Origin of the sequence: Acinetobacter sp. CIP 102529 (genome assembly GCF_000368325.1) — a bacterium.
In the GTDB taxonomy this organism is placed as follows: domain Bacteria; phylum Pseudomonadota; class Gammaproteobacteria; order Pseudomonadales; family Moraxellaceae; genus Acinetobacter; species Acinetobacter parvus.
This window is the reverse complement of the sequence record NZ_KB849355.1, coordinates 1750379-1774407: the sequence shown is the minus strand read 5'-3', so window position 1 is coordinate 1774407 and position 24029 is coordinate 1750379. Positions and strand designations below refer to the sequence as shown.

General features: G+C 44.3%; 16 protein-coding genes, 2 tRNA genes and 3 rRNA genes. 11 read left to right on the top strand and 10 right to left on the bottom strand.

Annotation, left to right across the window (positions count from 1 at the left end; translation table 11 throughout):
* The first annotated feature begins 58 nt into the window (after positions 1 to 58).
* The 6 genes from F972_RS13885 (at position 59) to rrf (ending at position 6642) form a co-directional block, all read left to right on the top strand.
* The gene (locus F972_RS13885; protein WP_004756834.1) at positions 59 to 613 is read left to right on the top strand and encodes a peptidylprolyl isomerase; all 555 of its coding nucleotides are present in this window, start codon (positions 59 to 61) and stop codon (positions 611 to 613) included.
* A 421-nt stretch (positions 614 to 1034) separates the two neighbouring features.
* A 16S ribosomal RNA gene (locus F972_RS13880) occupies positions 1035 to 2571 on the top strand.
* Between the two features lie 177 nt (positions 2572 to 2748).
* Positions 2749 to 2825, top strand: a tRNA-Ile gene (locus tag F972_RS13875).
* Positions 2826 to 2896: 71 nt separating this feature from the next.
* Positions 2897 to 2972, top strand: a tRNA-Ala gene (locus tag F972_RS13870).
* 466 nt (positions 2973 to 3438) lie between these two features.
* Positions 3439 to 6332 (top strand): 23S ribosomal RNA (locus F972_RS13865).
* 195 nt (positions 6333 to 6527) lie between these two features.
* Positions 6528 to 6642, top strand: a 5S ribosomal RNA gene (gene rrf / locus F972_RS13860).
* The 16S, 23S and 5S rRNA genes sit together here with 2 tRNA genes alongside, the layout of an rRNA operon.
* Before the next feature lie 81 nt (positions 6643 to 6723).
* On the opposite strand, the gene F972_RS13855 is transcribed toward rrf, so the two are convergent.
* The 4 genes from F972_RS13855 to F972_RS13840 all read right to left on the bottom strand — a co-directional run bounded on the left by F972_RS13855 (position 6724) and on the right by F972_RS13840 (position 9352).
* Positions 6724 to 7269, bottom strand: a complete 546-nt coding sequence (locus F972_RS13855) for a type 1 glutamine amidotransferase domain-containing protein (RefSeq protein WP_004679220.1) — start codon at positions 7267 to 7269, stop codon at positions 6724 to 6726.
* Positions 7270 to 7678: 409 nt separating this feature from the next.
* The gene (locus tag F972_RS13850; protein ID WP_004756835.1) at positions 7679 to 8173 is read right to left on the bottom strand and encodes an IS630 family transposase; all 495 of its coding nucleotides are present in this window, start codon (positions 8171 to 8173) and stop codon (positions 7679 to 7681) included.
* A 47-nt stretch (positions 8174 to 8220) separates the two neighbouring features.
* Positions 8221 to 8526 (bottom strand): IS630 transposase-related protein, encoded by a 306-nt coding sequence (locus F972_RS13845; RefSeq protein WP_000122230.1) that lies wholly within the window; start codon positions 8524 to 8526, stop codon positions 8221 to 8223.
* 130 nt (positions 8527 to 8656) lie between these two features.
* On the bottom strand, positions 8657 to 9352 hold the full coding sequence (locus tag F972_RS13840; RefSeq protein ID WP_004679219.1) for a TIGR04219 family outer membrane beta-barrel protein: 696 nt from the start codon (positions 9350 to 9352) through the stop codon (positions 8657 to 8659).
* A 511-nt stretch (positions 9353 to 9863) separates the two neighbouring features.
* On the opposite strand from F972_RS13840, the gene F972_RS13835 reads away from it, so the two are divergent.
* Positions 9864 to 11342 carry a sodium-dependent transporter gene (locus tag F972_RS13835; RefSeq protein WP_004756837.1) on the top strand — a complete coding sequence of 493 codons (1479 nt, stop codon included), beginning with the start codon at positions 9864 to 9866 and terminating at the stop codon, positions 11340 to 11342.
* Between the two features lie 9 nt (positions 11343 to 11351).
* The gene (locus F972_RS15580; protein WP_004679217.1) at positions 11352 to 11495 is read left to right on the top strand and encodes a methionine/alanine import family NSS transporter small subunit; all 144 of its coding nucleotides are present in this window, start codon (positions 11352 to 11354) and stop codon (positions 11493 to 11495) included.
* Between the two features lie 67 nt (positions 11496 to 11562).
* Here the strand turns inward: F972_RS15580 and yidD are convergent, their stop codons facing one another.
* The 3 genes from yidD to fmt all read right to left on the bottom strand — a co-directional run bounded on the left by yidD (position 11563) and on the right by fmt (position 14299).
* Positions 11563 to 11853, bottom strand: a complete 291-nt coding sequence (gene yidD / locus F972_RS13830; protein WP_004679216.1) for a membrane protein insertion efficiency factor YidD — start codon at positions 11851 to 11853, stop codon at positions 11563 to 11565.
* Between the two features lie 179 nt (positions 11854 to 12032).
* A complete protein-coding gene (rsmB, locus tag F972_RS13825; RefSeq protein WP_004756840.1) occupies positions 12033 to 13340 on the bottom strand; it encodes a 16S rRNA (cytosine(967)-C(5))-methyltransferase RsmB in 1308 nt (435 codons plus the stop codon).
* A complete protein-coding gene (gene fmt, locus F972_RS13820; RefSeq protein WP_004756841.1) occupies positions 13337 to 14299 on the bottom strand; it encodes a methionyl-tRNA formyltransferase in 963 nt (320 codons plus the stop codon). Before fmt ends, rsmB begins: the two co-directional genes overlap by 4 nt.
* Positions 14300 to 14508: 209 nt before the next feature.
* Here fmt and ilvD point away from each other — a divergent pair, with 209 nt between their 5' ends.
* Positions 14509 to 16338: a dihydroxy-acid dehydratase gene (gene ilvD / locus F972_RS13815; RefSeq protein WP_034428198.1), complete on the top strand. Its 1830-nt coding sequence runs from the start codon at positions 14509 to 14511 to the stop codon at positions 16336 to 16338.
* Positions 16339 to 16483: 145 nt separating this feature from the next.
* Positions 16484 to 17770 (top strand): hypothetical protein, encoded by a 1287-nt coding sequence (locus F972_RS13810; RefSeq protein WP_004770006.1) that lies wholly within the window; start codon positions 16484 to 16486, stop codon positions 17768 to 17770.
* Positions 17771 to 17801: 31 nt separating this feature from the next.
* Here F972_RS13810 and F972_RS13805 read toward each other — a convergent pair whose 3' ends face one another.
* The 3 genes from F972_RS13805 to F972_RS13795 form a co-directional block, all read right to left on the bottom strand.
* Positions 17802 to 19097 carry a solute carrier family 23 protein gene (locus F972_RS13805; RefSeq protein WP_004770003.1) on the bottom strand — a complete coding sequence of 432 codons (1296 nt, stop codon included), beginning with the start codon at positions 19095 to 19097 and terminating at the stop codon, positions 17802 to 17804.
* A 286-nt stretch (positions 19098 to 19383) separates the two neighbouring features.
* Positions 19384 to 22065: a phosphoenolpyruvate carboxylase gene (gene ppc, locus F972_RS13800; RefSeq protein ID WP_004770001.1), complete on the bottom strand. Its 2682-nt coding sequence runs from the start codon at positions 22063 to 22065 to the stop codon at positions 19384 to 19386.
* Positions 22066 to 22149: 84 nt separating this feature from the next.
* The gene (locus F972_RS13795; RefSeq protein WP_004770000.1) at positions 22150 to 22773 is read right to left on the bottom strand and encodes a TetR/AcrR family transcriptional regulator; all 624 of its coding nucleotides are present in this window, start codon (positions 22771 to 22773) and stop codon (positions 22150 to 22152) included.
* 153 nt (positions 22774 to 22926) lie between these two features.
* On the opposite strand from F972_RS13795, the gene F972_RS13790 reads away from it, so the two are divergent.
* Entirely contained in the window at positions 22927 to 24027 is a 1101-nt protein-coding gene (locus F972_RS13790; RefSeq protein ID WP_004683670.1) for an efflux RND transporter periplasmic adaptor subunit, read from the top strand.
* Positions 24028 to 24029 lie beyond the last annotated feature (2 nt).

Sequence of the window (24029 nt, the reverse complement as noted above, 5' to 3'; positions counted from 1 at the left end):
GCAAAACATAAGATGATGGGCTACAACAAATCTATTTTACAGGTCGAGAAAAGCAATTATGAAAAAGCTGTTCATTGCAACAAGTCTAATTCTGGCAAGTGGTTCTTTATTTGCAAATACGCTGGTCGATATGAAAACCAGTATGGGGACGATTGAAATAGAACTATATGATGATCAGGCACCTATATCAGCAAAGAACTTTGAAAATTATGTGAAGAGTAACTTCTATTCAGGAACAATTTTTCATCGCGTTATTCCAGGTTTCATGATTCAGGGTGGCGGCATGGATGTAAACATGATTGAGAAGACCACAAAGGCCCCTATTGTAAATGAAGCGATTAATGGCCTGAAAAATAATCGTGGTACTTTGGCAATGGCACGTACCAGTGATCCCAATTCTGCAACAAGCCAGTTCTTTATTAATGTCGCTGACAATAACTTCCTCAACCGTTCAACGATGGATGCAGGTTATGCGGTATTTGGTAAAGTCACCAAGGGAATGGACATTGTCGATAAAATTGTAAAAGTACCTACTGGAAACTATGGAATGCACCAGAATGTACCAAAACAACCAATTAAAATTATCAGTGTTCAGATAAAACACAAAAAGTAAAAAGCAAAGCAGAAATATAAATAAAATATTTCTGCTTTATTTTCATATAAATGAAATAAAATAGCGGTAAATATAAACATTTTTATGAGTAAAAAAACAACACTCAATAAAACAGTGCTTTGAAAACACTTGCGCACCAAAAAAAATCTCCTATAATGCATACATCCCAACGCAATGAAGCAAAAGAACTTAGCTTTAACGGTTAAGTTGCTAGATATTCATTGCGTTTACTTATCGCTGACGAAGCGGTGAGAAGATCATTAAGAGAATAGAAGAACAACTTGTGTGGATTTTTACTGATTGATTGATCGATATATTATCATTGATTGAATGGTAGAAATTTCTCGAAGTTTATTTGAGCGAATTTTTAGTCAGAAAATTGATGAGCCAAGATTTGTAGCCATAAGCTACTAATGATATTAAACTGAAGAGTTTGATCATGGCTCAGATTGAACGCTGGCGGCAGGCTTAACACATGCAAGTCGAGCGGGGATTGGGTGCTTGCACCTAATCTTAGCGGCGGACGGGTGAGTAATGCTTAGGAATCTGCCATTTAGTGGGGGACAACATTCCGAAAGGGATGCTAATACCGCATACGCCCTACGGGGGAAAGCAGGGGATCTTCGGACCTTGCGCTAAATGATGAGCCTAAGTCGGATTAGCTAGTTGGTGGGGTAAAGGCCTACCAAGGCGACGATCTGTAGCGGGTCTGAGAGGATGATCCGCCACACTGGGACTGAGACACGGCCCAGACTCCTACGGGAGGCAGCAGTGGGGAATATTGGACAATGGGGGGAAGCCTGATCCAGCCATGCCGCGTGTGTGAAGAAGGCCTTTTGGTTGTAAAGCACTTTAAGCGAGGAGGAGGCTACCTGGATTAATACTCTAGGATAGTGGACGTTACTCGCAGAATAAGCACCGGCTAACTCTGTGCCAGCAGCCGCGGTAATACAGAGGGTGCGAGCGTTAATCGGATTTACTGGGCGTAAAGCGTGCGTAGGCGGCTGATTAAGTCGGATGTGAAATCCCTGAGCTTAACTTAGGAATTGCATTCGATACTGGTCAGCTAGAGTATGGGAGAGGATGGTAGAATTCCAGGTGTAGCGGTGAAATGCGTAGAGATCTGGAGGAATACCGATGGCGAAGGCAGCCATCTGGCCTAATACTGACGCTGAGGTACGAAAGCATGGGGAGCAAACAGGATTAGATACCCTGGTAGTCCATGCCGTAAACGATGTCTACTAGCCGTTGGGGCCTTTGAGGCTTTAGTGGCGCAGCTAACGCGATAAGTAGACCGCCTGGGGAGTACGGTCGCAAGACTAAAACTCAAATGAATTGACGGGGGCCCGCACAAGCGGTGGAGCATGTGGTTTAATTCGATGCAACGCGAAGAACCTTACCTGGCCTTGACATAGTAGAAACTTTCCAGAGATGGATTGGTGCCTTCGGGAATCTACATACAGGTGCTGCATGGCTGTCGTCAGCTCGTGTCGTGAGATGTTGGGTTAAGTCCCGCAACGAGCGCAACCCTTTTCCTTACTTGCCAGCATTTCGGATGGGAACTTTAAGGATACTGCCAGTGACAAACTGGAGGAAGGCGGGGACGACGTCAAGTCATCATGGCCCTTACGGCCAGGGCTACACACGTGCTACAATGGTCGGTACAAAGGGTTGCTACCTAGCGATAGGATGCTAATCTCAAAAAGCCGATCGTAGTCCGGATTGGAGTCTGCAACTCGACTCCATGAAGTCGGAATCGCTAGTAATCGCGGATCAGAATGCCGCGGTGAATACGTTCCCGGGCCTTGTACACACCGCCCGTCACACCATGGGAGTTTGTTGCACCAGAAGTAGGTAGTCTAACCTTAGGGGGGACGCTTACCACGGTGTGGCCGATGACTGGGGTGAAGTCGTAACAAGGTAGCCGTAGGGGAACCTGCGGCTGGATCACCTCCTTAACGAAAGATTGACGATCGGTAAGAATCCACAACAAGTTGTTCTTCGAGATATATCGAATGAAAGATAGAAAAAGTATTGTTTCTCTTTTTTAATTTTAGAGATAAGTCGTGCACTACGCGCTGCGCTTGTCTTGCGAAATAAAAGAAGAGATCAACGATCTCTTCTTTTATTTCTCAGGGTCTGTAGCTCAGTTGGTTAGAGCACACGCTTGATAAGCGTGGGGTCACAAGTTCAAGTCTTGTCAGACCCACCACTACTGACGAAGTGATGAATAATCACAAGCTACTAGATAAAAAGATATATCGTTCATTATGATTGTAAGCTGGGGACTTAGCTTAGTTGGTAGAGCGCCTGCTTTGCACGCAGGAGGTCAGGAGTTCGACTCTCCTAGTCTCCACCAGAGCTTCGATCAGCAAAGCAACGCTTTGCCGAAGCGCAAGACAAGCAGCTATGCTGCGCGTAGTATCTGATCTAATATGGTAGTGAAAGATATTTTTAAATTATAGAACTTAATAAATAAGGTGAATCAAGAGATTGATTTAGATTTATTAACTTCTGTGATTTATCACAGTTTACTGCAAGCTGACGAGGCTGTAGTTAATCATTAACAGATTAGAATTTGAGTCTGAAATAAATTGTTCACTCATTCAATAACAAAGCAAGAAGAATTAATTCTTTAAGCTGAGTTGTTAGAAATGAGAACTAGCAAAAACACTGAATCAAGCGTTTTGGTATATGAATTTAGATTGAAGCTGTACGGTGCTTAAGTGCACGGGACTTCGAACTGTAGATTAAATAGATCATTAATTATTTATTTAATTGTCTTAATCCTACTTGTAGGGATTAACGACTGTTTGGGGTTGTATAGTCAAGTAATTAAGTGCATGTGGTGGATGCCTTGGCAGTCAGAGGCGAAGAAAGACGTGATAGCCTGCGAAAAGCTCCGGGGAGGCGGCAAATATCCTGTGATCCGGAGATATCTGAATGGGGGAACCCACTTACCATAAGGTAGGTATTGCAACATGAATACATAGTGTTGCAAGGCGAACGAGGGGAAGTGAAACATCTCAGTACCCTTAGGAAAAGAAATCAATTGAGATTCCCTTAGTAGCGGCGAGCGAACGGGGAGTAGCCCATTAAGTTATGTGTGTTTTAGTGGAACGCTCTGGGAAGTGCGAACGTAGAGGGTGATATTCCCGTACACGAAAGGGCACACATAATGATGACGAGTAGGGCGAGGCACGTGAAACCTTGTCTGAATATGGGGGGACCATCCTCCAAGGCTAAATACTCCTGACTGACCGATAGTGAACCAGTACCGTGAGGGAAAGGCGAAAAGAACCCCTGTGAGGGGAGTGAAATAGATCCTGAAACCGCATGCATACAAGCAGTGGGAGCCGACATGTTCGGTGACTGCGTACCTTTTGTATAATGGGTCAGCGACTTATATTCAGTAGCGAGGTTAACCGAATAGGGGAGCCGTAGAGAAATCGAGTCTTAATAGGGCGTTTAGTTGCTGGGTATAGACCCGAAACCAGGCGATCTATCCATGAGCAGGTTGAAGGTTGGGTAACACTAACTGGAGGACCGAACCCACTGTCGTTGAAAAGCCAGGGGATGACTTGTGGATAGGGGTGAAAGGCTAATCAAGCCTGGTGATAGCTGGTTCTCCCCGAAAGCTATTTAGGTAGCGCCTCGGACGAATACCATTGGGGGTAGAGCACTGTTTCGGCTAGGGGGTCATCCCGACTTACCAAACCGATGCAAACTCCGAATACCAATGAGTACTATCCGGGAGACAGACTGCGGGTGCTAACGTCCGTAGTCAAGAGGAAAACAATCCAGACCGCCAGCTAAGGCCCCAAAATCATAGTTAAGTGGGAAACGATGTGGGAAGGCATAGACAGCTAGGAGGTTGGCTTAGAAGCAGCCACCCTTTAAAGAAAGCGTAATAGCTCACTAGTCGAGTCGGCCTGCGCGGAAGATGTAACGGGGCTAAAACTATGTGCCGAAGCTGCGGATGTAACTTTTAAGTTACGTGGTAGGGGAGCGTTCTGTAAGCCGAAGAAGGTGTATTGAGAAGTATGCTGGAGGTATCAGAAGTGCGAATGCTGACGTGAGTAACGACAAAACGGGTGAAAAACCCGTTCGCTGAAAGACCAAGGGTTCCAGTCCAACGTTAATCGGGGCTGGGTGAGTCGACCCCTAAGGCGAGGCCGAGAGGCGTAGTCGATGGGAAATGGGTTAATATTCCCATACTTCTGTGTAATGCGATGAGAGGACGGAGAAGGTTAAGTCAGCCTGGCGTTGGTTGTCCAGGTGGAAGACAGTAGGCATGTATCTTAGGCAAATCCGGGGTACTCTATGCTGAGAGTCGATAGCAAGCTGTACTTGTACAGTGAAGTGGCTGATACCATGCTTCCAGGAAAAGTCTCTAAGCTTCAGTTACACAGGAATCGTACCCGAAACCGACACAGGTGGTCAGGTCGAGTAGACCAAAGCGCTTGAGAGAACTCTGCTGAAGGAACTAGGCAAAATGGTACCGTAACTTCGGGAGAAGGTACGCTGCTGACGGTGATGGGACTTGCTCCCTGAGCGGTTGGCAGCCGCAGAAACCAGGCCGCTGCAACTGTTTATTAAAAACATAGCACTCTGCAAACACGAAAGTGGACGTATAGGGTGTGATGCCTGCCCGGTGCTGGAAGGTTAATTGATGGGGTTAGCGTAAGCGAAGCTCTTGATCGAAGCCCCAGTAAACGGCGGCCGTAACTATAACGGTCCTAAGGTAGCGAAATTCCTTGTCGGGTAAGTTCCGACCTGCACGAATGGCATAATGATGGCGGCGCTGTCTCCAGCAGAGGCTCAGTGAAATCGAAATCGCTGTGAAGATGCAGTGTACCCGCGGCTAGACGGAAAGACCCCGTGAACCTTTACTGCAGCTTGACATTGAACTTTGACCTTACTTGTGTAGGATAGGTGGGAGGCTTTGAAGTTGGAACGCTAGTTCCAATGGAGCCGTCCTTGAAATACCACCCTGGTAATGTTGAGGTTCTAACTCTGCCCCGTAATCCGGGGCGAGGACCATGTCTGGTGGGTAGTTTGACTGGGGCGGTCTCCTCCTAAAGAGTAACGGAGGAGTACGAAGGTGCGCTCAGCGTGGTCGGAAATCACGCGTAGAGTATAAAGGCAAAAGCGCGCTTAACTGCGAGACCCACAAGTCGAGCAGGTACGAAAGTAGGTCTTAGTGATCCGGTGGTTCTGTATGGAAGGGCCATCGCTCAACGGATAAAAGGTACTCTGGGGATAACAGGCTGATACCGCCCAAGAGTTCATATCGACGGCGGTGTTTGGCACCTCGATGTCGGCTCATCTCATCCTGGGGCTGAAGCAGGTCCCAAGGGTATGGCTGTTCGCCATTTAAAGAGGTACGCGAGCTGGGTTTAGAACGTCGTGAGACAGTTCGGTCCCTATCTACCGTGGGCGCTGGAAATTTGAGAGGATCTGCTCCTAGTACGAGAGGACCAGAGTGGACGAACCTCTGGTGTACCGGTTGTCACGCCAGTGGCATCGCCGGGTAGCTATGTTCGGAAGGGATAACCGCTGAAAGCATCTAAGCGGGAAGCCTACCTCAAGATAAGATTTCCCTAAGACTATATGTCTTCTAAAGAGCCGTTCGAGACTAGGACGTTGATAGGTTGGGTGTGGAAGCACGGTGACGTGTGAAGCTGACCAATACTAATTGCTCGTGAGGCTTGACTATACAACACCCAAACAGTTGTTGTATTCAAGATAAATTCAATACATAACTTGATTTAGTGTGAAAACTAGTTAAAATGCTGAACACAAAGTTAGACTCAATATCTAATCCGTTAATAACTCTTTGGTTCGTAAGTAAGGCAGACATGAAGTGAAAACACAACATGATCAATAAGACCCCAAAACACCACAACAGTTTGCTGGCGACAATAGCAAGAGTGAACCACCTGATCCCTTCCCGAACTCAGAAGTGAAACCTCTTCGCGCTGATGGTAGTGTGGCGTTTGCCATGTGAGAGTAAGTCATCGCCAGCTTTTAATTTCAAAACCTCCCAACCAACGTTGGGAGGTTTTTTATTGCTGAAAAAATAGAAAAGTATAATGAAAAGAAGAATGTTACATACTGTTCAGTTCCTTTAGGATTGCCTCATTAAACTGAGGGATGTCATCTGGGCAGCGTGAGGTGATCAGAGGCCATTCATGGGTATTGCAGCGATGAACTGCTTCATCCACCCAATGTGCACCCGCATTTTCCAGGTCAAGGCGGATACTTTTATAAGAGGTCAGGTTCTTATTCTTGATTCGTTCGGCATTGATCAAGGTCCAGGGTGCATGACAAATGGCGGCAATCGGTTTGTTTTGATCGGTAAAATATTGAATGATCCTATGTGCATGTTCATTGAGACGGAGGGTGTCAGCATTGACTGTACCACCAGGAATGACCAGAATATCGTAGTCTTCTACAGAGACCTGCTCTAGGGAAGCCTGTGGAGGGTAGCTTGGCCCAGATTCTTTATCATTTTTTACCGTTTGTACAGGTTCGGTCTTTTCGGCGGCATGTATGACCTCAATTCCCTGGCCTTTTAAAAATTCCAGTGGCTGAATCAGCTCATCATGCTCTACGCCTACATTTGATGTGATAAATAATGCCTTTTTAACCATTGTGAAATTCCTCAATATTATTTGATTTCTAGGTTAACAATGCAAAAGCATGAAAAGTGTAGAGTTTTCATCGGCGAATTGTATCTCGATGGATACGCTGTCAAATTCTGTTACAGGGTGAGAATAATAAAAAAAAGAAGCCCGATCATCCTGACAGGGCTTCTTTTATATTCAGTTTATTGTTGTTTATTTCCTATAAACAACCACATCCTGTGCATCTTGTTGTTTTGAATGAGACTTCCTGTCTCTCTATGTTTTATATGATAGTGAAAATCTCCAGATGGGTATATTCGCCAATCTCTGCGATTGTTGTAGGTTTCGGCTTACATTGAGGTTTAGGAATCTATATAGCTAAATTCTAAAAATATTAGCACATGGAAACATCTGTAAAACCTCATTTCCTATATAGTCAAACTACTTTATTATTCATACAGGATTCGAAAAAAACTCGAAATAACTCATCGACTGAGTCAATCAACCATTCTTTACGCTTACGTTTAACCCATGCCCACATCTGTTCTATAGGATTTAAATCAGGGCTGTATGCAGGAAGCCAAAGAATTTTATGCCCTTGTTGTTCCAATAATTCCTGAATATCTGCTCTTTTATGAAATGCTGCATTATCCATAACCACTACACTATTTTCAGGTAATGCTGGTATCAGGAATTGCTCAATCCAAAAATGAAAAACATCTGAATTGATTTTGCAATCAAATAAACCGACTGAAAATAAATCCCCTTTATGGATTGCTCCAATGGCATTGGTCTGATTCTTTAATTGCCAATTATATTGCCCTAAACAGGGTACTCCTTTTCGTGAATAGCCATGAGGTCTATAATCATGTGACTTAAAACCACTTTCATCCAGATAAATAATCGGGTGGTTTTTTTCTAATTCATTCACTTGCTGAATAAATTTATCCCTAAGCCTTGTATCTGCTTTAGGATGGCTTAACGTCTTTTTTTAACTGTAATATTTAAGCGCTTTAATGCAGCACCAATAGATGAAACACCACAATTAAAACGTGCAGCACGTTCATATTGATAAGCATCAGGATACTTTTCAACATCTTCACGTAAAGCATCATCGTTAATTTTAGAAGGTTTACGTACACGAGTTTTTTTAATCTCTATACGTTTCTTCCATTCAACAATGGTATTTTTATTAATTTCAAATTGTGCAGCTACCGCTCGAATAGAATAACCTTCCTCAAGCTTAGCTAAAATTTTACGTCTAAAATGTTCTGAATAACTCATTGCACCATTGTATTAGTTTTATAATGATTTGACTATAGTTTTAGGTGTGATGATAAATTAAGTATTCAGCTATAGTTTTAGATATAAAAAACGGAATCACTTGATTCCGCTTTTTAATCTGGCTTGATATTTAGAAATGGATATCTAAGCCAATATAAGGACCCTTGAAATTAAATTTAAGGTCATTTTTTTCGTAGTCGTCCAATTTAATGTCCAGAATACGGTAACCTGCCTTTAAGCCCACATCAACCAGTAGGTTATCGATAAAGTTGTACTGTAGTTCTGCCTGGGCATCGGTGATCTTGGCATCATTGAAGTTGCTATACAGCACTTCGCCCTTGGCACTTAAACCTGTAAATGGAAGTTTTGCACCTGCTGTTGCATAGATCACAGGAACTGTCTTATCAATATCTGTTTTGCTGAGAGCAAGAGTGGTGACATGACCGTTCAGGGTGGTTGCACCCACACCAACATCTGCATTTACGATATTATCCAGAATTTCATAGTATAGAATGAAGTCTGCATGATCCATGTTAATGTCATAGACTGGTTGTCCAGCAACTTCATTTTCAGTTTGGGTTTTTAAATTTACATAGCGAATTTTGGCATTGGGAATAAGTGGAACAGGATGCTCGATTGCCAGTGATAGTTGGGCTGCACCTTTACGCTCAAGGTCCTGATCACTTGCCGCTGTCTGGGCAGCCATGTTGGCCTGACCATCGTAAGCCCAGTAACTTAGGTCACCCTTGACACCAATGACATCTGCCTGTGCCAAACCGCTTAAGCCCATTCCTAGAGCAAGCAGTGATAATTTTAATACTTTCATTGAATTTTCCTAATTAAGTCGCTAAAAAAGTAATGAATTGTTGTGAATTCATCTAAGATTGGGCGAATCATATAGTGATCCAGAAAAATATGCAGTAATCTAAATTTAATTTTTTAAAAAGGAAATAAAAAGGACAAATGCAAAAGGCGTAGGTGGAAGAGGATTTCACTTGAATATTTTATATGCTGGACGGCAATAATTTGACTATACGGTTAAAATAACATTCAGTTGAAAAATAATCAATTATTTAAAAAACATAATTTTTCAGACAGAAATTACAGTAAAAAGAAATAAAAACAGGTATTGTTCGGCTATTAAAAAGCAGAAAAACAAAATCCAATCTTTAAGGAAGATGGTTTGGTTTTTGCTTGTTTGTTCATGAAAATGAGAGGCCCACAAGGTTGAAATTTCATGCAAGCAAAACAGGATTTTTATGGCACTTTTCATGTCTGTTGGATAATAAAACCTAACGCAGTATGAAAAATGCCAGCGGTATATATTTAGGTGTCATATGGCAGATTCTCGTGAAAACTGGACATCACGATCTGGTTTTATTATTGCAGCCGTTGGTTCGGCTGTAGGTTTGGGTAATATTTGGCGTTTTCCTTATGTTGCCTACGAAAATGGTGGTGGTGCGTTTCTTATCCCCTATTTACTCGCACTGATTACAGCTGGTTTACCTCTTTTATTCTTGGATTATGCAACTGGTCATCGTGCGCGTAATTCACCACCCAAAGCCTACCGTGCCCTGTTTAAAGGCGGCGAGACGCTTGGCTGGTGGCAGGTGTGTGTCTGTATCATTATTGGTTTGTACTATGCCAGCGTCCTGACCTGGGCGGGAAGTTATATCTATTTCTCAGTCGGTCAGGCGTGGGGCAGTGATCCAGAAAGTTTCTTCTTCAATACCTATTTGCAGACTTCAAAGGCAACGGGTTTTGATTTTCAGTTTGTCAGTCACCTGTTTTGGCCAATTGTGGGAATCTGGGCGCTGACCTTGGTCATTCTATATGGTGGTGTAAAAAAGGGTGTTGAATTATCCAACAAGATTTTCATGCCGTTGCTGTTCGTACTGTTCACCATTCTTGTGATTCAGTCACTACGTTTGCCTGGTGCGGTTGAGGGCTTAAACGCATTCTTTACTCCGAACTGGTCTGCGATGATGGACTATAAAGTGTGGCTGGCGGCGTATGGCCATACATTCTTCTCGCTATCCGTTGGTTTCGGGATCATGGTGACCTATGCCTCCTATCTCAAGCCTAAAACCAATTTGACAGGTTCTGGCTTGATCGTTGGCTTTGCCAATGCGTCAACTGAAATTCTGGCGGGTATTGGTATTTTTGCGGCATTGGGTTTTATGGCGCATACCGCAGGCAAGGAAGTGCAGGATGTGGTCAGTGGTGGTATTGGCCTTGCATTTATTGCATTCCCAAAAATCATTTCAAGTCTGGGTGCGGGTGCTGACCTATTTGGTCTATTGTTCTTCTCCTCACTGTTTGTGGCGGGTATTTCTTCCATGGTCAGTATTCTGGAAGTGCCAATTGCGGCAATGCAGGACAAGTTGAAATGGGGCCGTAAGAAAGCAGTAACCATCATTGGTGGGGGCAGTGCACTGGTTTCAGTGATCCTGTTTTCAAGCGTGAATGCGATTAAACTGGTGGATATCGTCGATCACTTCATCAATAACATCGGGATTATTGGTGGCGCATTGATTTCAATTATCAGTATTGCGTGGTTTAAACGTTCAGCCCTGCTTGAGCTTCGTGACCATGTCAACCGTATTTCAACGATTCAACTCGGCAAGGGATGGGATTTTACCCTCACCGTGATTACCTCACTGATCCTGCTCACCACCTTAAGCATGACGGTATTTAATCTGGTGAAAAATGGTTACGATACCTACAGTATGAGTTTACTGGGCATCTTTGGATGGGGCAGTGTGATTTTCTGTGCTGTGGTTGCAATGGTGCTCAGCAAGATGAAAGATCGCTAGGAGTCTAGAATGAATACTTCCGCTATTATTATGATGATTGTTTCAATGGGTTTTATTTGGGGTGGGCTGGCTTTTTCCATTCTGCATCTGATGAAGCATCCAGAAGAAGCAGATGATGTTCTGGAAGATGTAAAAGACCAGCATACGCTTTAGTAAATGAGTAAAAAAACAGCCCTCAATGTAGGGCTGTTTTTTATACGAATTCAAATCAGGTGGAGATTTACAAGGGAATCGGCAGGACACAGCAACAGAAAGCATTCATGGGCTGGGTCGGATATGTAGCAAGGGTTTTGGCAGCCTGATGGCAACTGGAAAATTGTCGGTAGATCGCAGGCAGGCCTGAAATCAGTCCCTGTTTCTGGACAATATTTTTGACTGCACCTGAACAGGTCGTGCCACCATAAAGCTGACCCGCGGCGCATTTAAATCCCTTTATGGGTGAGAGGTGTTGCTGATAGGCTTCAATTGTTTTAATTGCCAGTGTATCGGTGAGTTTAGACAGAATCGCCATTTAAAATACCCATTATAATTGTATTTGACCTACTCAAATTAACTGATTTCCTGAAATAATTAGGTTAAAGCCTGTTTGCTTTTTATGATGAAAATGCTGCCAAATAGCAGCAATCGTAACCATTTAAATTGTTTGAATTAAATCAAAAAAAAAAGCAGGCTTTGAAGCCTGCTTTTTTATTAGCCTAATTTCTTAATCTGACAATAGTAGAAACCATCACCTGATTGTGCAGTTGGTAATAATTGACGACCGTAGTTCTGTTCAATGCCCCAATTGGCTTCGATTTTGATTTCCTCTGCATCTGCATGTTCCGCAAAGAATGCAGCCATTTGCTGTTCATTCTCAGCTTTTAGAATGGAGCAGGTGATATACAACAGCGTTCCACCAACTTTGAGCTGTTGCCAGATCTGTTGAAGAATCTGTTTTTGTAATTCAACTGTCTGTGCGATATCAGTCGATTGTCTGAGCAGACGGATATCAGGATGACGACGAATTACGCCTGTTGCAGAACAAGGCGCATCGAGCACGATACAATCGACGGGTTCTGGTGCCTGCCAAGTGGTTGCATCAGCTGTCACGATCTCAACATTATGTTGATCTAGTACAAGACGTTCTAAATTTTCAGAAACTCGCAGTAAACGTTTTGCATCATGATCAAGTGCAATCAGTTTTTTCGGGTTAAATCGCTCAAGGATATGTGCAGCTTTACCGCCTGGTGCAGCACAGGCATCGACAACCACTTGGTTATCTAAGTTCGGTAAAAGCATCGCGCACAATTGGGCATGTTCATCCTGAACAGAAAAGCCACCTTCTTCGAAACCAGGTAAATGGGTAATATTGCCCGTTTGTTCCAGAATAATACCCACATCTGAAAGCATACAAGGACGGGCATCAATCTGTTCTTCATCTAAAATATCAAGATACTCATCACGACTGATTTGACGTTCATTGACGCGCAGGGTCAGAGGGGCCACTTGTTTTAAGGCTTGGCATAGAGTTTCTGCTTGCTCAGGCCAATCTTTTTTAAGTCGCTTGAATAACCAGCTTGGTAAACCATGCGTATTATTCAAAGCGCTTTCAAATTCAGCTGTTTCACGTGAAACACGACGCAGAATCGCATTGACCAAACCACTCATTGGCTCAAAACCGAGTTGCTTAGCCGCATTTACCGTTTCTGAAATCGCAGCATGTACAGGAATACGCGTACATAAAATTTGATATAAACCTAGATATAAACAACTTTCTAGCGCTTCATTGTCCAATGGCTTCGTAAGTAAGGGTAAGGTAATTGCTTTTAAAGAAAACCATTGGCGTAAACAACCTAAAGTAAGTTCGTGATATAAACCACGGTCACGTTCAGAAACAATATTGATATGTTGATTTAAAACAGAAGCCAAAGATTGCCCGTTTTGAACCGCCAAAAGTGTTTTGACCACTTGTGCGCGCAGATTCAAATTTTTTGCAGATGATTGATTCGATTGGCTCATGGGAGAATTTGTCCAAGATGTAGTTTTTGAGTTTGGGCAATTTGGACAGCATTGAGCGCTTTACCACCTGACCACTGTAAACTGGTTAAGCACACGACACTGTTTTCACCACAAGCGACATGTACGCCTTGCTTATCAATTGCAAGAATTTCACCTAATTGAGCATTTGCTTTACTGATCTCGGAGCGCATTGAACTCCAAACACGTAAGGCGTTATTTTCATCCAATTGAATAAAAGCCACAGGCCAAGGGTTGAACGCACGAATATTGCGGTCGATTTGGATTGCCGTTTGTGTCCAATCAATACGTGCTTCTGATTTTACTAATTTATGTGCATAAACCGTGAGGGATTCATCTTGAACTTCACGTTTTTCGATAAAATCCTGCAAGCTTTGCTCTGACTCAAGCACGGCACAAATCGCTTCAGCACCTTGAGTCGCCAATTTGTCATGCAAGGTTGCAGAGGTATCTTCTGCTGTAATTGGACAATAGGTTTTGTACATCATATCGCCTGTGTCCAAACCTGCTGCCATTTGCATGATGGTAATGCCAGTTTCTGTATCGCCTGTGGCAATCGCACGTTGAATTGGTGCTGCGCCACGCCAGCGGGGTAATAGCGAACCATGGATATTTAAACAACCATATTTAGGGGTATCTAAAACCGCTTGCGGTAAGATTAAACCATAGGCTGCAACCACCATGACATCAGCGCCTAGAGCAGCAAGTTCTTGTCGAGCTGCCAAACCTTCTTCAGTAGACGCTTTAAAATTCAAAGGTTGATAGACAGGTAAACTGTGTTCAAGTGCCAATTGTTTAACAGGCGATGGTGTTAATTTTTGTCCACGTCCTGATTTACGGTCAGGCTGGGTATAAACCGCAATGATCTGGTGTGATGTTTTTAATAATGCCGCCAATGCGGTTGCCGCAAATTCAGGCGTACCAGCAAAAATGATTTTCACAAATGGAATCCAAATAAAACTTATCGCAAATTATAAGCGAAAACGTGACGAGTCCCTAATTCACGGGCTGAATTGCATTTGTGTAAAAAAGATAGGCCTGTTGGTCATCAGTTAAACGATAACTTGTAGTATGATGGAAACAGCTCAGTATCATTTCGCCAGAGAGAATGTTCTATTCTTCTCGAGCACAAACTTGTTGGGAATCAAAAATGCCTGATTATCGTTCGAAAACATCAACACATGGAAGAAATATGGCTGGCGCGCGCGGTTTATGGCGTGCGACAGGTATGAAAGATGAAGATTTTGGCAAACCAATTATTGCGGTGGTCAATTCATTTACCCAATTTGTTCCTGGACATGTGCATCTTAAAGATTTAGGGCAACTGGTTGCACGAGAAATTGAAGCTTCTGGTGGTGTCGCAAAAGAATTTAATACCATTGCCGTTGATGACGGGATTGCCATGGGCCATGACGGGATGCTGTATTCACTACCATCACGTGATTTAATTGCCGATTCTGTAGAATATATGGTGAATGCACATTGTGCCGATGCAATGGTGTGTATCTCGAACTGTGACAAGATCACACCAGGAATGCTGATGGCTGCAATGCGCTTGAATATCCCAGTGGTGTTCGTATCTGGCGGTCCTATGGAAGCGGGTAAAGTCAAATTCCGTGGTGATGAAAAGGCAATCGACTTAGTTGATGCCATGGTCGTTGCAGCAGATGAAAGCTATACCGATGAAGAAGTTGCAGCATTTGAGCGTTCGGCATGTCCAACGTGTGGTTCATGTTCGGGTATGTTTACTGCAAACTCAATGAACTGTTTAACTGAAGCTTTAGGTTTATCATTGCCGGGTAATGGTTCTATTGTTGCAACTCACGCTAACCGCAAAAAACTATTCCTAAAAGCAGGTCGTTTAGTCGTTGAACTTGCGAAGCGTTATTATGAACAAAATGATGACAGCATTCTGCCACGTTCAATTGCAACCAAAGCAGCATTTGAAAATGCGATGACTTTGGATATTGCAATGGGTGGTTCTACCAATACCGTATTGCATTTGCTTGCTGCTGCACATGAAGCAGAAGTTGATTTCACTATGGATGATATCGACAATTTATCTCGTAAAGTACCTGTATTGTCTAAAGTTGCACCTGCAAAGTCGGATGTGCATATGGAAGATGTACACCGTGCTGGGGGTATCATGGCGATCTTGGGTGAACTCGATCGTGCTCACTTACTGAACACCTCTTGCCCAACGGTACATGAACCTACTCTCAAAGATGCTTTAGACAAGTGGGATATTATCCGCACTGAAGATGCAGATGTTTATGAGTTCTATCGCTCATCACCAGGTGGTGTTCCAACTCAAGTGGCATTTTCACAAAACCGTTATTATTCAACTTTGGATGGTGACCGTGAGAAAGGTGTGATTCGTAATGCTGAACATGCTTTCTCTAAAGATGGTGGCTTGGCAGTCCTTTACGGCAACATTGCTTTAGATGGTTGTATCGTGAAAACTGCGGGTGTGGATGATTCGATTCTTAAATTCACGGGAACGGCTCGCGTGTTTGAAAGCCAAGATTCAGCGGTTGAAGCGATTTTAGATCATAAGATCGTGGCAGGTGACATCGTTGTCATTCGTTATGAAGGCCCACGTGGTGGTCCAGGCATGCAGGAAATGTTGTACCCAACCAGTTACTTGAAGTCGAAAGGTTTGGGTAAGGACTGTGCCTTGATTACCGATGGTCGCTTCTCTGGTGGTTCTTCAGGTTTATCCATTGGTCACGTGTCTCCAGAAGCAGCGGAAGGTGGTGCAATTGGTCTGGTTGAAGATGGTGATACCATCCAAATTGATATTCCGAATCGTAGCATTCACCTTGATGTTGATGATGCAACGATGGCACACCGTCGTACGGCACAGGAAGCCAAAGGTTGGCATCCAGTGGAAGAGCGTAAACGTAAAGTGTCTAAATCCTTGAAGATTTATGCGATGCACTCAACCAGTGCCGCAAAAGGTGCGGTACGAGTTTTGTAAGCCCATTCAGTCCCTTTTGATAAAAAAGGGACTTTTTTCTCATTTTATAATATAAAATACTGAATACACTTGATTCTCATTTGCCAGTAAACTTGAGAATATAATCTACTTTTCTATAAATTCATTACGCTTAGAGGCGATTGACATGTCTTTGTTACGTCGTTGGTTTGATCCCATCCGATCGAGTTGGTTCTATCAAAAACCCTCTCGTCAGGCGGTGTTACCCACGGAACAGGGTTTAACGATTTACCTTCGTTTGGATGATGTTTATAGCTATCTGGCAGTGCAGCAGCTTGATCAACTCAATGAGATCTTGAGTGATGAACTCAAACCCCTAAAAGTCATTATCTCAAGACAGGATGCAGAACCCCCGAATGGCATGTCCAGACAGGATTGGCAAAGTTACTGTCTAAATGATGCAAAAATCCTCGCCAAACAGCACCGTTTTGGTTTTGATGACACCCCAGAGATTCCTAGTGCAGAAGCTTTACAGCAGGCTGAGACAATTTTAAGAAATACCCCATTACGAGAACAAAATTTCCTGCATTTGCTTGAAGATGTGTTTCATATGCTGTGGCAGCAGCAATATGGAAAGTTGCGTACCCTGTATGCCATGGCAAGCCAGCATCAGGCGCCACAGGATTATCCTGAGCGTATCTTTAAAGATGTACCTGTAGCCGCCAGCTATTTCGAATTTGGCGAACGTAAATATCAGGCTGTAGATGATTTGCTGCGTCTAACCCGCCGTCTTAAACAGCAAAAACTGCTGACGGGCAATCCAATTTTCCTGATCAACCATATTGAATGGTGTGAACATCTGATCAATGATGGTGAGGCACTGGCAGAAGTTCAGGCATTGCAACCAGAGCTGGATTTGTATATTGCACTTGAAGACCCGATGAGCTGGCTGTTGCTGGCCTATATCAAGGAAGAGCTGGCCAATTATTATAATATTCAATTGAGCGTTTATCCGCTGAGCTATCATGGGCGAGACTGGTTTGACTGGAGTCTCGCGACTCGTGTTTCCAAACGTACACAGGTGGCATTCACCCCATTCTGTCGTCCAACTAAAGAAGCCACCTATGAAATGGCGAAGCTGTTTTACAGTGTTGCAGAGGAACAGCAGGTGGATGTGATCCACCAGATTTTGGAAAGCGTATGGACACGAGGTAAGGATTTATCCTTTAAGGCGCATTTTCAGCGGATGCAAAAGCGCTTGCAGATTGAGCAGGTCACCGAACAGGATGTTGAGGCTTTATTAAAACAGAATGATGAGCTATGCCAGCAGAAGCACCAACCCGACTTTCCTGTACTGGAATTACGGATCGATGGACAGAACTATGTGTTTAATAGCCTGTATCGGGTATGGATGATTGAAAGTATTATCAGTAATGTGCTGGAAGAGAAATATAAGCAGGAAAGCCAAGAATAAATAAAAAAGGCAGCCTAAGCTGCCCACGATTTTAGTTTTTATCTTTTAAGCTAAACAACAAATTCAGGAAAATCGCAGCAAAAGTTGCTGTTCCAATGCCACCTAAATTAAAGCTACCAAACAGTAATTCAAAGTTACCTGCACCTAAAATAATGGTGACAGATGCAACAATCAGGTTTTTATTATTAGAAAAATCGACTTTATTTTCGATCCAGATTTTCGCTCCAGCAATGGTGATCAAGCCAAACACCACGATGGAGGCTCCTGTCAGAACTGCTGTTGGAATGGTGCTAATCACCGCGCCAAACTTTGGTGAAAGCCCCAGAAAAATGGCGAACACACCAGCGATTACAAACACAATGGTTGAATAGACACGGGTAACGGCCATCACTCCAATATTTTCACCATAGGTGGTCATGCCAGGCGCACCGACACTACCTGACAGGGTGGTGGCTAAACCATCGGCAACAAAGGCCTTGCCCAATTGTGGGGTCAGGTTTTCGCCTGTCATCGCTCCCACTGCCTTGATATGGCCTAAATTCTCGGCAACCAGAATCAGTGCCACAGGGGCAATAATCAGAATTGCATTCATGTCAAACGCTGGATGTGAGAAGCTTGGAATACCGAACCATGGCGCGGCTGCAATCTGAGAAAAATCAATGGCTTTACCTAAGCCGAGCACATTGGTTGCAACAGCATAAAGTCCGTATGCAATCAATAAACCCACCAATAAAAGTAAACGCTGTAGCAGGCCTTTGGTAAACACCCCGATAATGCCCATACACAGTACTGTGATCAGTGCCATCCACATGTCAAAAGGCTGTCCTGCCACACCCTTGATGGTCACAGGGGCAAGGTTGAGACCAATGATCATCACGATTGCGCCTGTCACCACAGGTGGCATCAGTTTTTCAATCCAGCGTGTGCCAGTCAGCATCACGGCAAAGCCAATCAGGGCATAGAAAATACCACAGGCCACAATGCCGCCGAGTGCAATCGCAAGGTTTGGATTGGCTCCTGATCCAGTTATGTGACCAGTTGCGGCCACCACCACACCAATAAAGGCAAAGCTTGAACCTAGGTAACTTGGAACACGTCCACCTGTGATCAGAAAGAAGATAATGGTACAAATCCCTGACATTAAAATGGCAAGGTTGGGATTGAATCCCATCAGCAATGGGGCAAGTACGGTTGCGCCAAACATTGCAAATGCGTGTTGAACCCCGAGCACCGCACTTTGTAAGGGCGGTAAATATTCGTTTGTCGCAACAGGGCGATGATCAATCTTTCCCTGATACGGCTGCCATTTTGGAAACCAACTTGACATAGATAAACTCTTGATCAGATAAATCAGCCGCTATGATACTCTGCCTGATCTGCAACTTTCATCTGGTCATGTTGGGCAATGGCTGCAATATCGTGGTTTTAAATACTTATTTTTATCATTTGGTAAAATAAATTTAAAGCTAAGCACCCATATTCATTGTAGATTTACACAAAGTTGACTATTTCACTCAACAAATAAAAAAGATGGGTTTTTAGCAATAAAAAATGACTGAATAGACATGCGGCATCTGCAAGTGACTTTACAGGTGCCGCGCCAGCTTAAATGATTAACCTGTATTCCTTAACCCTGCCGCAATCCCAGCAATACTGACCATCAAGGCATGATCGACAGGGCTATGTTCAGTTTGGTGCTGTGCCAGATACAGACGACGACGCTTCATCAATTCTGCCTGTAATAAATGCAATGGCAATAAATATGGTTTACGCACCTGCATGGACTGGTCCAGCACTTGATTATTGCTGAGCAGTTTGGATTCACCTTTTAGACTCAGCAGGGTATCCACCGCATTTTGCAGGCGCTGGCGTAGCTCAATCCCTAGAACTTTTAAGTCCTGATCTTGGGTGAGATGAGATTCATAGTACAACGCAATATCTGCATCAGATTTGGATAAAACCATTTCCAGCATATCAATTAAAGTTTGGAAATACGGCCACTGTTCAAGCATTTCATTTAAGGTGTTTTGGTGTTGTCCATGTACCTGATTGATCGCCGTGCCTGTACCCAGCCATGCAGGCAGCATCAGGCGAATCTGGGTCCAGGCAAACACCCACGGAATGGCGCGTAGTGATTCAATGCCACCGCTAACCTTGCGCTTGGCTGGACGTGAACCGAGCGGTAACATTTGTAGCTCAAGTTCAGGGGTAACGGTACGCAGGTAGCTGACAAAATTTGGATTTTCACGCACAGTTTGTCGATAAACCTGTACCGATAAATCAGTCATTTGATTCATTAAGTCTCGCCATTCTTTCTTTGGCTCTGGCGGTGGTAGTAGTGTTGCTTCTAATGTTGCCGCTGTATAGATTTCCAAATTTTGTAGCGCGATGCCTTCTAAACCAAATTTAAAGCGAATCATTTCACCCTGTTCAGTAACACGAATTGCTCCAGAGATTGAACCTGGTGGCTGGGAAAATAAGGCTTGCTGGGTCGGTGCGCCGCCACGGCTGATCGAACCACCACGTCCGTGGAACAGGGTCAGTTGTACGCCATGATTTTTGGCAATCGCGGTCAGTTCCTCCTGAGCGCGATATTGCGCCCAGTTGGCCGACATAAAGCCCGCGTCCTTGGCTGAGTCTGAATAGCCAATCATCACTTCATGTTTACCCTGAATATGCTGTTTGTACCAATGTACATTAAACAGGGTGTTCATGGTTTTGGCTGCGCCATCCAGGTCCTTTAATGTTTCAAATAAAGGCACCACACGAAGCGGATGCTGAATCCCAGCTTCTTTTTGTAAGAGTAAAACAGCTAAGACGTCGCTTGGATATTCTGCCATCGAAATAATATAGGCACCCAAGCTCTCAGCTGGTTGTTCAGCCAGGGTACGCATGGTGGCAAACACTTCCAGCACATCTGGATGCCGAATCAGGCTGCCCTCTGGTTCATTCAGATATTTAGGGAGTAAAGGACGTTTGCTCTGCAGCTCTTGGATCAGGAAATTTTGACGAGCCTGTTCAGTCCACGATTCAAAATTGCCTAGACCTAGATATTCAGTAATCGCTGAAATGGCTTGACGATGTCGACCTGATTCCTGGCGGATATCCAGTTTCAGCAGTTCTATGCCAAAGCAATTGACACGGTAAATGAAATCAAGCAACTGGCCATTGGCAATTTCGGCTAGATTACTATCAATCAGGGAGCGATAGCACAGCAATAAAGGCTGTAATAGTTCATCTTTAGTTTTGATGATTTGACTGTCATCCGCATCCAGTCCATGTAAACGTTGTGTCAGCCAGTGGCGGGTGGCTTTCAGGCGTTCACGGGTTTCACGTAAATATTCACGATAGGGTTCAGGGTGTTCATAACCTAATGCTTGAGTGAGTTCATCTGAACAGGTTTGAATCGACAGTTCCCAACGCAGGTTTTCAATATCACGTAGATAGAGGTCGGCCGCCTGCCAGCGCGACAGCCACAACACCTCCTGTGTCACCTGATGGGTAACATTGGGGTTGCCATCACGGTCGCCACCCATCCATGAGGCAAAACGAATCGGGGCAATATCCAGAGGCAGGGATTGCTGGCAATGTTGCTGGGTCAGTTCATTCAGTTCACGGATAAATTTTGGAACTGCATTCCATAAACTCTGTTCAATGGTGGCAAAGCCCCATTTCGCTTCATCCACAGGAGTAGGGCGATGCTGGCGAATCTCATCGGTTTGCCAGGCTGAACTCACCAGTTGCTTGAGTGTGGCAATGGTCTGCTGGCGTTCTCTCGGTGTGAGTTTCTGTTGATCAAGCTGTGATAGGCAGTCGGTAATGTCATCATATTTCTGGATCAGGGTACGGCGGCTGACTTCGGTCGGATGTGCGGTGAGCACCAGCTCGATGTTGAGGTCGCAGATCTGCTGGAACAGGTGCTGTTCACTAATCTGTTGGGTTTTGAATTTTTCAAAGAGATGCGTCAGTGGGTTTGGACTGGATGTCTGCTCGTCAAACTCAGCCTGACGGCGGTTACGCACCACATGGTACTGCTCAGCGATGTTGGCAAAGTTGAGAAAATATGAAAATGCACGGGTCAGGGGCAAAATTTCTTCATCTTTTAGGCCGAGGAAAAGGTGTTCGAGCTGTTTTTCCGCCTCGATTTGACCATCACGGGCACCCTTGGCCAGGGCACGAATCTGCTCAACCTGATTAAACAAATCCTGTCCTGCATGCTGCTTTAAGGTTTCGCCCAGTAAATTACCCAGTAAACGAACATCTTCTCGTAATGGCGCAGTGATTTGTTGTGTCATTATGCTTCTCCTCTGCTCATGTCTTGACTATAACCTCATTGTCAGACATTCCAAGTGGAGAACGTAAGGAAATGTGAAATTTCTTTAAAATTTAGGTTGATATTTAAGCAAAAAAAGTTCAATGGCCTGTTCAATCATCTGCTCAATTTCAACCGTGGTTGGCACCGAATCCAGGCCCAGTAAAACCTTGTGATGACGTGTGCCGAGCATCAGCGCCACGATCAGTTCGGTCTGTTTAAGGGGATCATCTGCCTGAATAAAGTTGAGTGTGATGGCCTGCTCAAAAAAACCACACCAGACATTACACATACGTGTGTGTGAGGCATCAAAAAACTGCTGGGTGAGGGGGCTTTGTTCAGCAGCAAGTTCAAACAGCACCCGATCCAGCTTCAGCGCTTCAGGCAGGTAAATAATGCCCAGGGCGCGCTGGCACATTAAATACAATGCCTGCCTAAAGTCGGACTCAGGTGTGAGTTCAAACTGCTTTGCCCGAATGGACTCCTCACAGCTCTCCTCAATCGCACAGGTAAACAGATTGGCCTTGTCCTGAAAATGGTTGTGCACCGTGAGTTTGGTGACAGCCGCCTCTTTGGCAATCTGGTCCATGCTGGTGGCGTGATAACCCATTTTTAGAAAAATAGATTTTGCAGCCTGCAAAATTCTGGCTCTTTTTTCTAAATCTTTGGGACGACCACTGGTTGTCTGCACGTTATCGTTCTCTTTTAATTCAATTAAAAAATCAGGTTGCTAGATTTAATTTTTATTTAATGTACTCATGAGTATATTAATTAAAAATTAAACAATTTATGATAATGCCCATATCACGCCCTAAAAATCAATTTGAATAAGAGCGCAAAATAGATGAATCAGATCAATCGTATCATATTGGGGTTAGTCATTGTCAGTAGTGTCATCCTCAGCGCATGTCAGAAAGAGGTGCCCAGAACTGAGGAAATTCCTTATGTCATGGTGACGCAGCCGAGTAGCAACCATATTGACCAGAAAAGCTATGCAGGTGATGTGCAGGCCAGACAGCAGACCGCACTGGCATTCCGTGTCGGGGGCCAGATTACCGAACGTTATGCCGATGTTGGAGATCGGGTTAAGGTTGGGCAGGTGTTGGCAAAACTGGATGTGAAAGATGCCCAGTTGCAAATGAATGCGGCCAAAGCCCAACTGGACAGTGCACAGGCCGCCGCAAAAATTGCATTGGAAGAATATAAGCGTTATCAACAACTTTTGCCTGTCAATGCGGTCAGCCGTTCACAATTTGATGCTATTAAAAACCAGTATGAGTCGGCACAGGCAACACTGCAACAGGCCCGTTCAAACTATGAGGTTTCCTCCAACCAAACAAGCTATAACCAGTTGGTCTCCAATAAAAATGGCGTGATTACCCAGCGCAACATTGAAACAGGACAGGTGGTGGCGGCAGGACAGGCAGCCTATCAACTGGCGATTGATGGCGAGCGTGAGGTGGTATTTGGTGTGCCTGAACAGGCGGTCAGTACCCTCAAGGTGGGGCAGCCTGCCTGGGTCACCTTATGGTCACAGCCAGATACACGTTTTGCAGCAAAAGTCCGCGAGGTGTCACCCGCTGCAGACCAATCGCGAACATTCACCGTGAAAGTTTCATTGCTTGAGGGGCAGTCCACGATTCAACTTGGACAAAGTGCGCGAGTGTTCTTCGTGGCAAATGAAAATAATGTTCTGAGTGTGCCCTTATCCAGCGTCACTGCCAATGATCAACAAGCTTATGTCTGGGTGGTCAATGCCAATCAAACCTTACGTAAAGTTCCTGTGACTTTGGGAACTTATGGCCGTGACAGTGTGCCTATTCTTTCAGGTCTAAAAGCTTCAGATTGGGTTGTGGTTGGTGGTGTACACCTGTTGCGTGATCAGCAAAAGATTCATCCTGTAGACCGTGATAATCGTGAAGTCACGGTAAAAGCGGGAGCCTGATC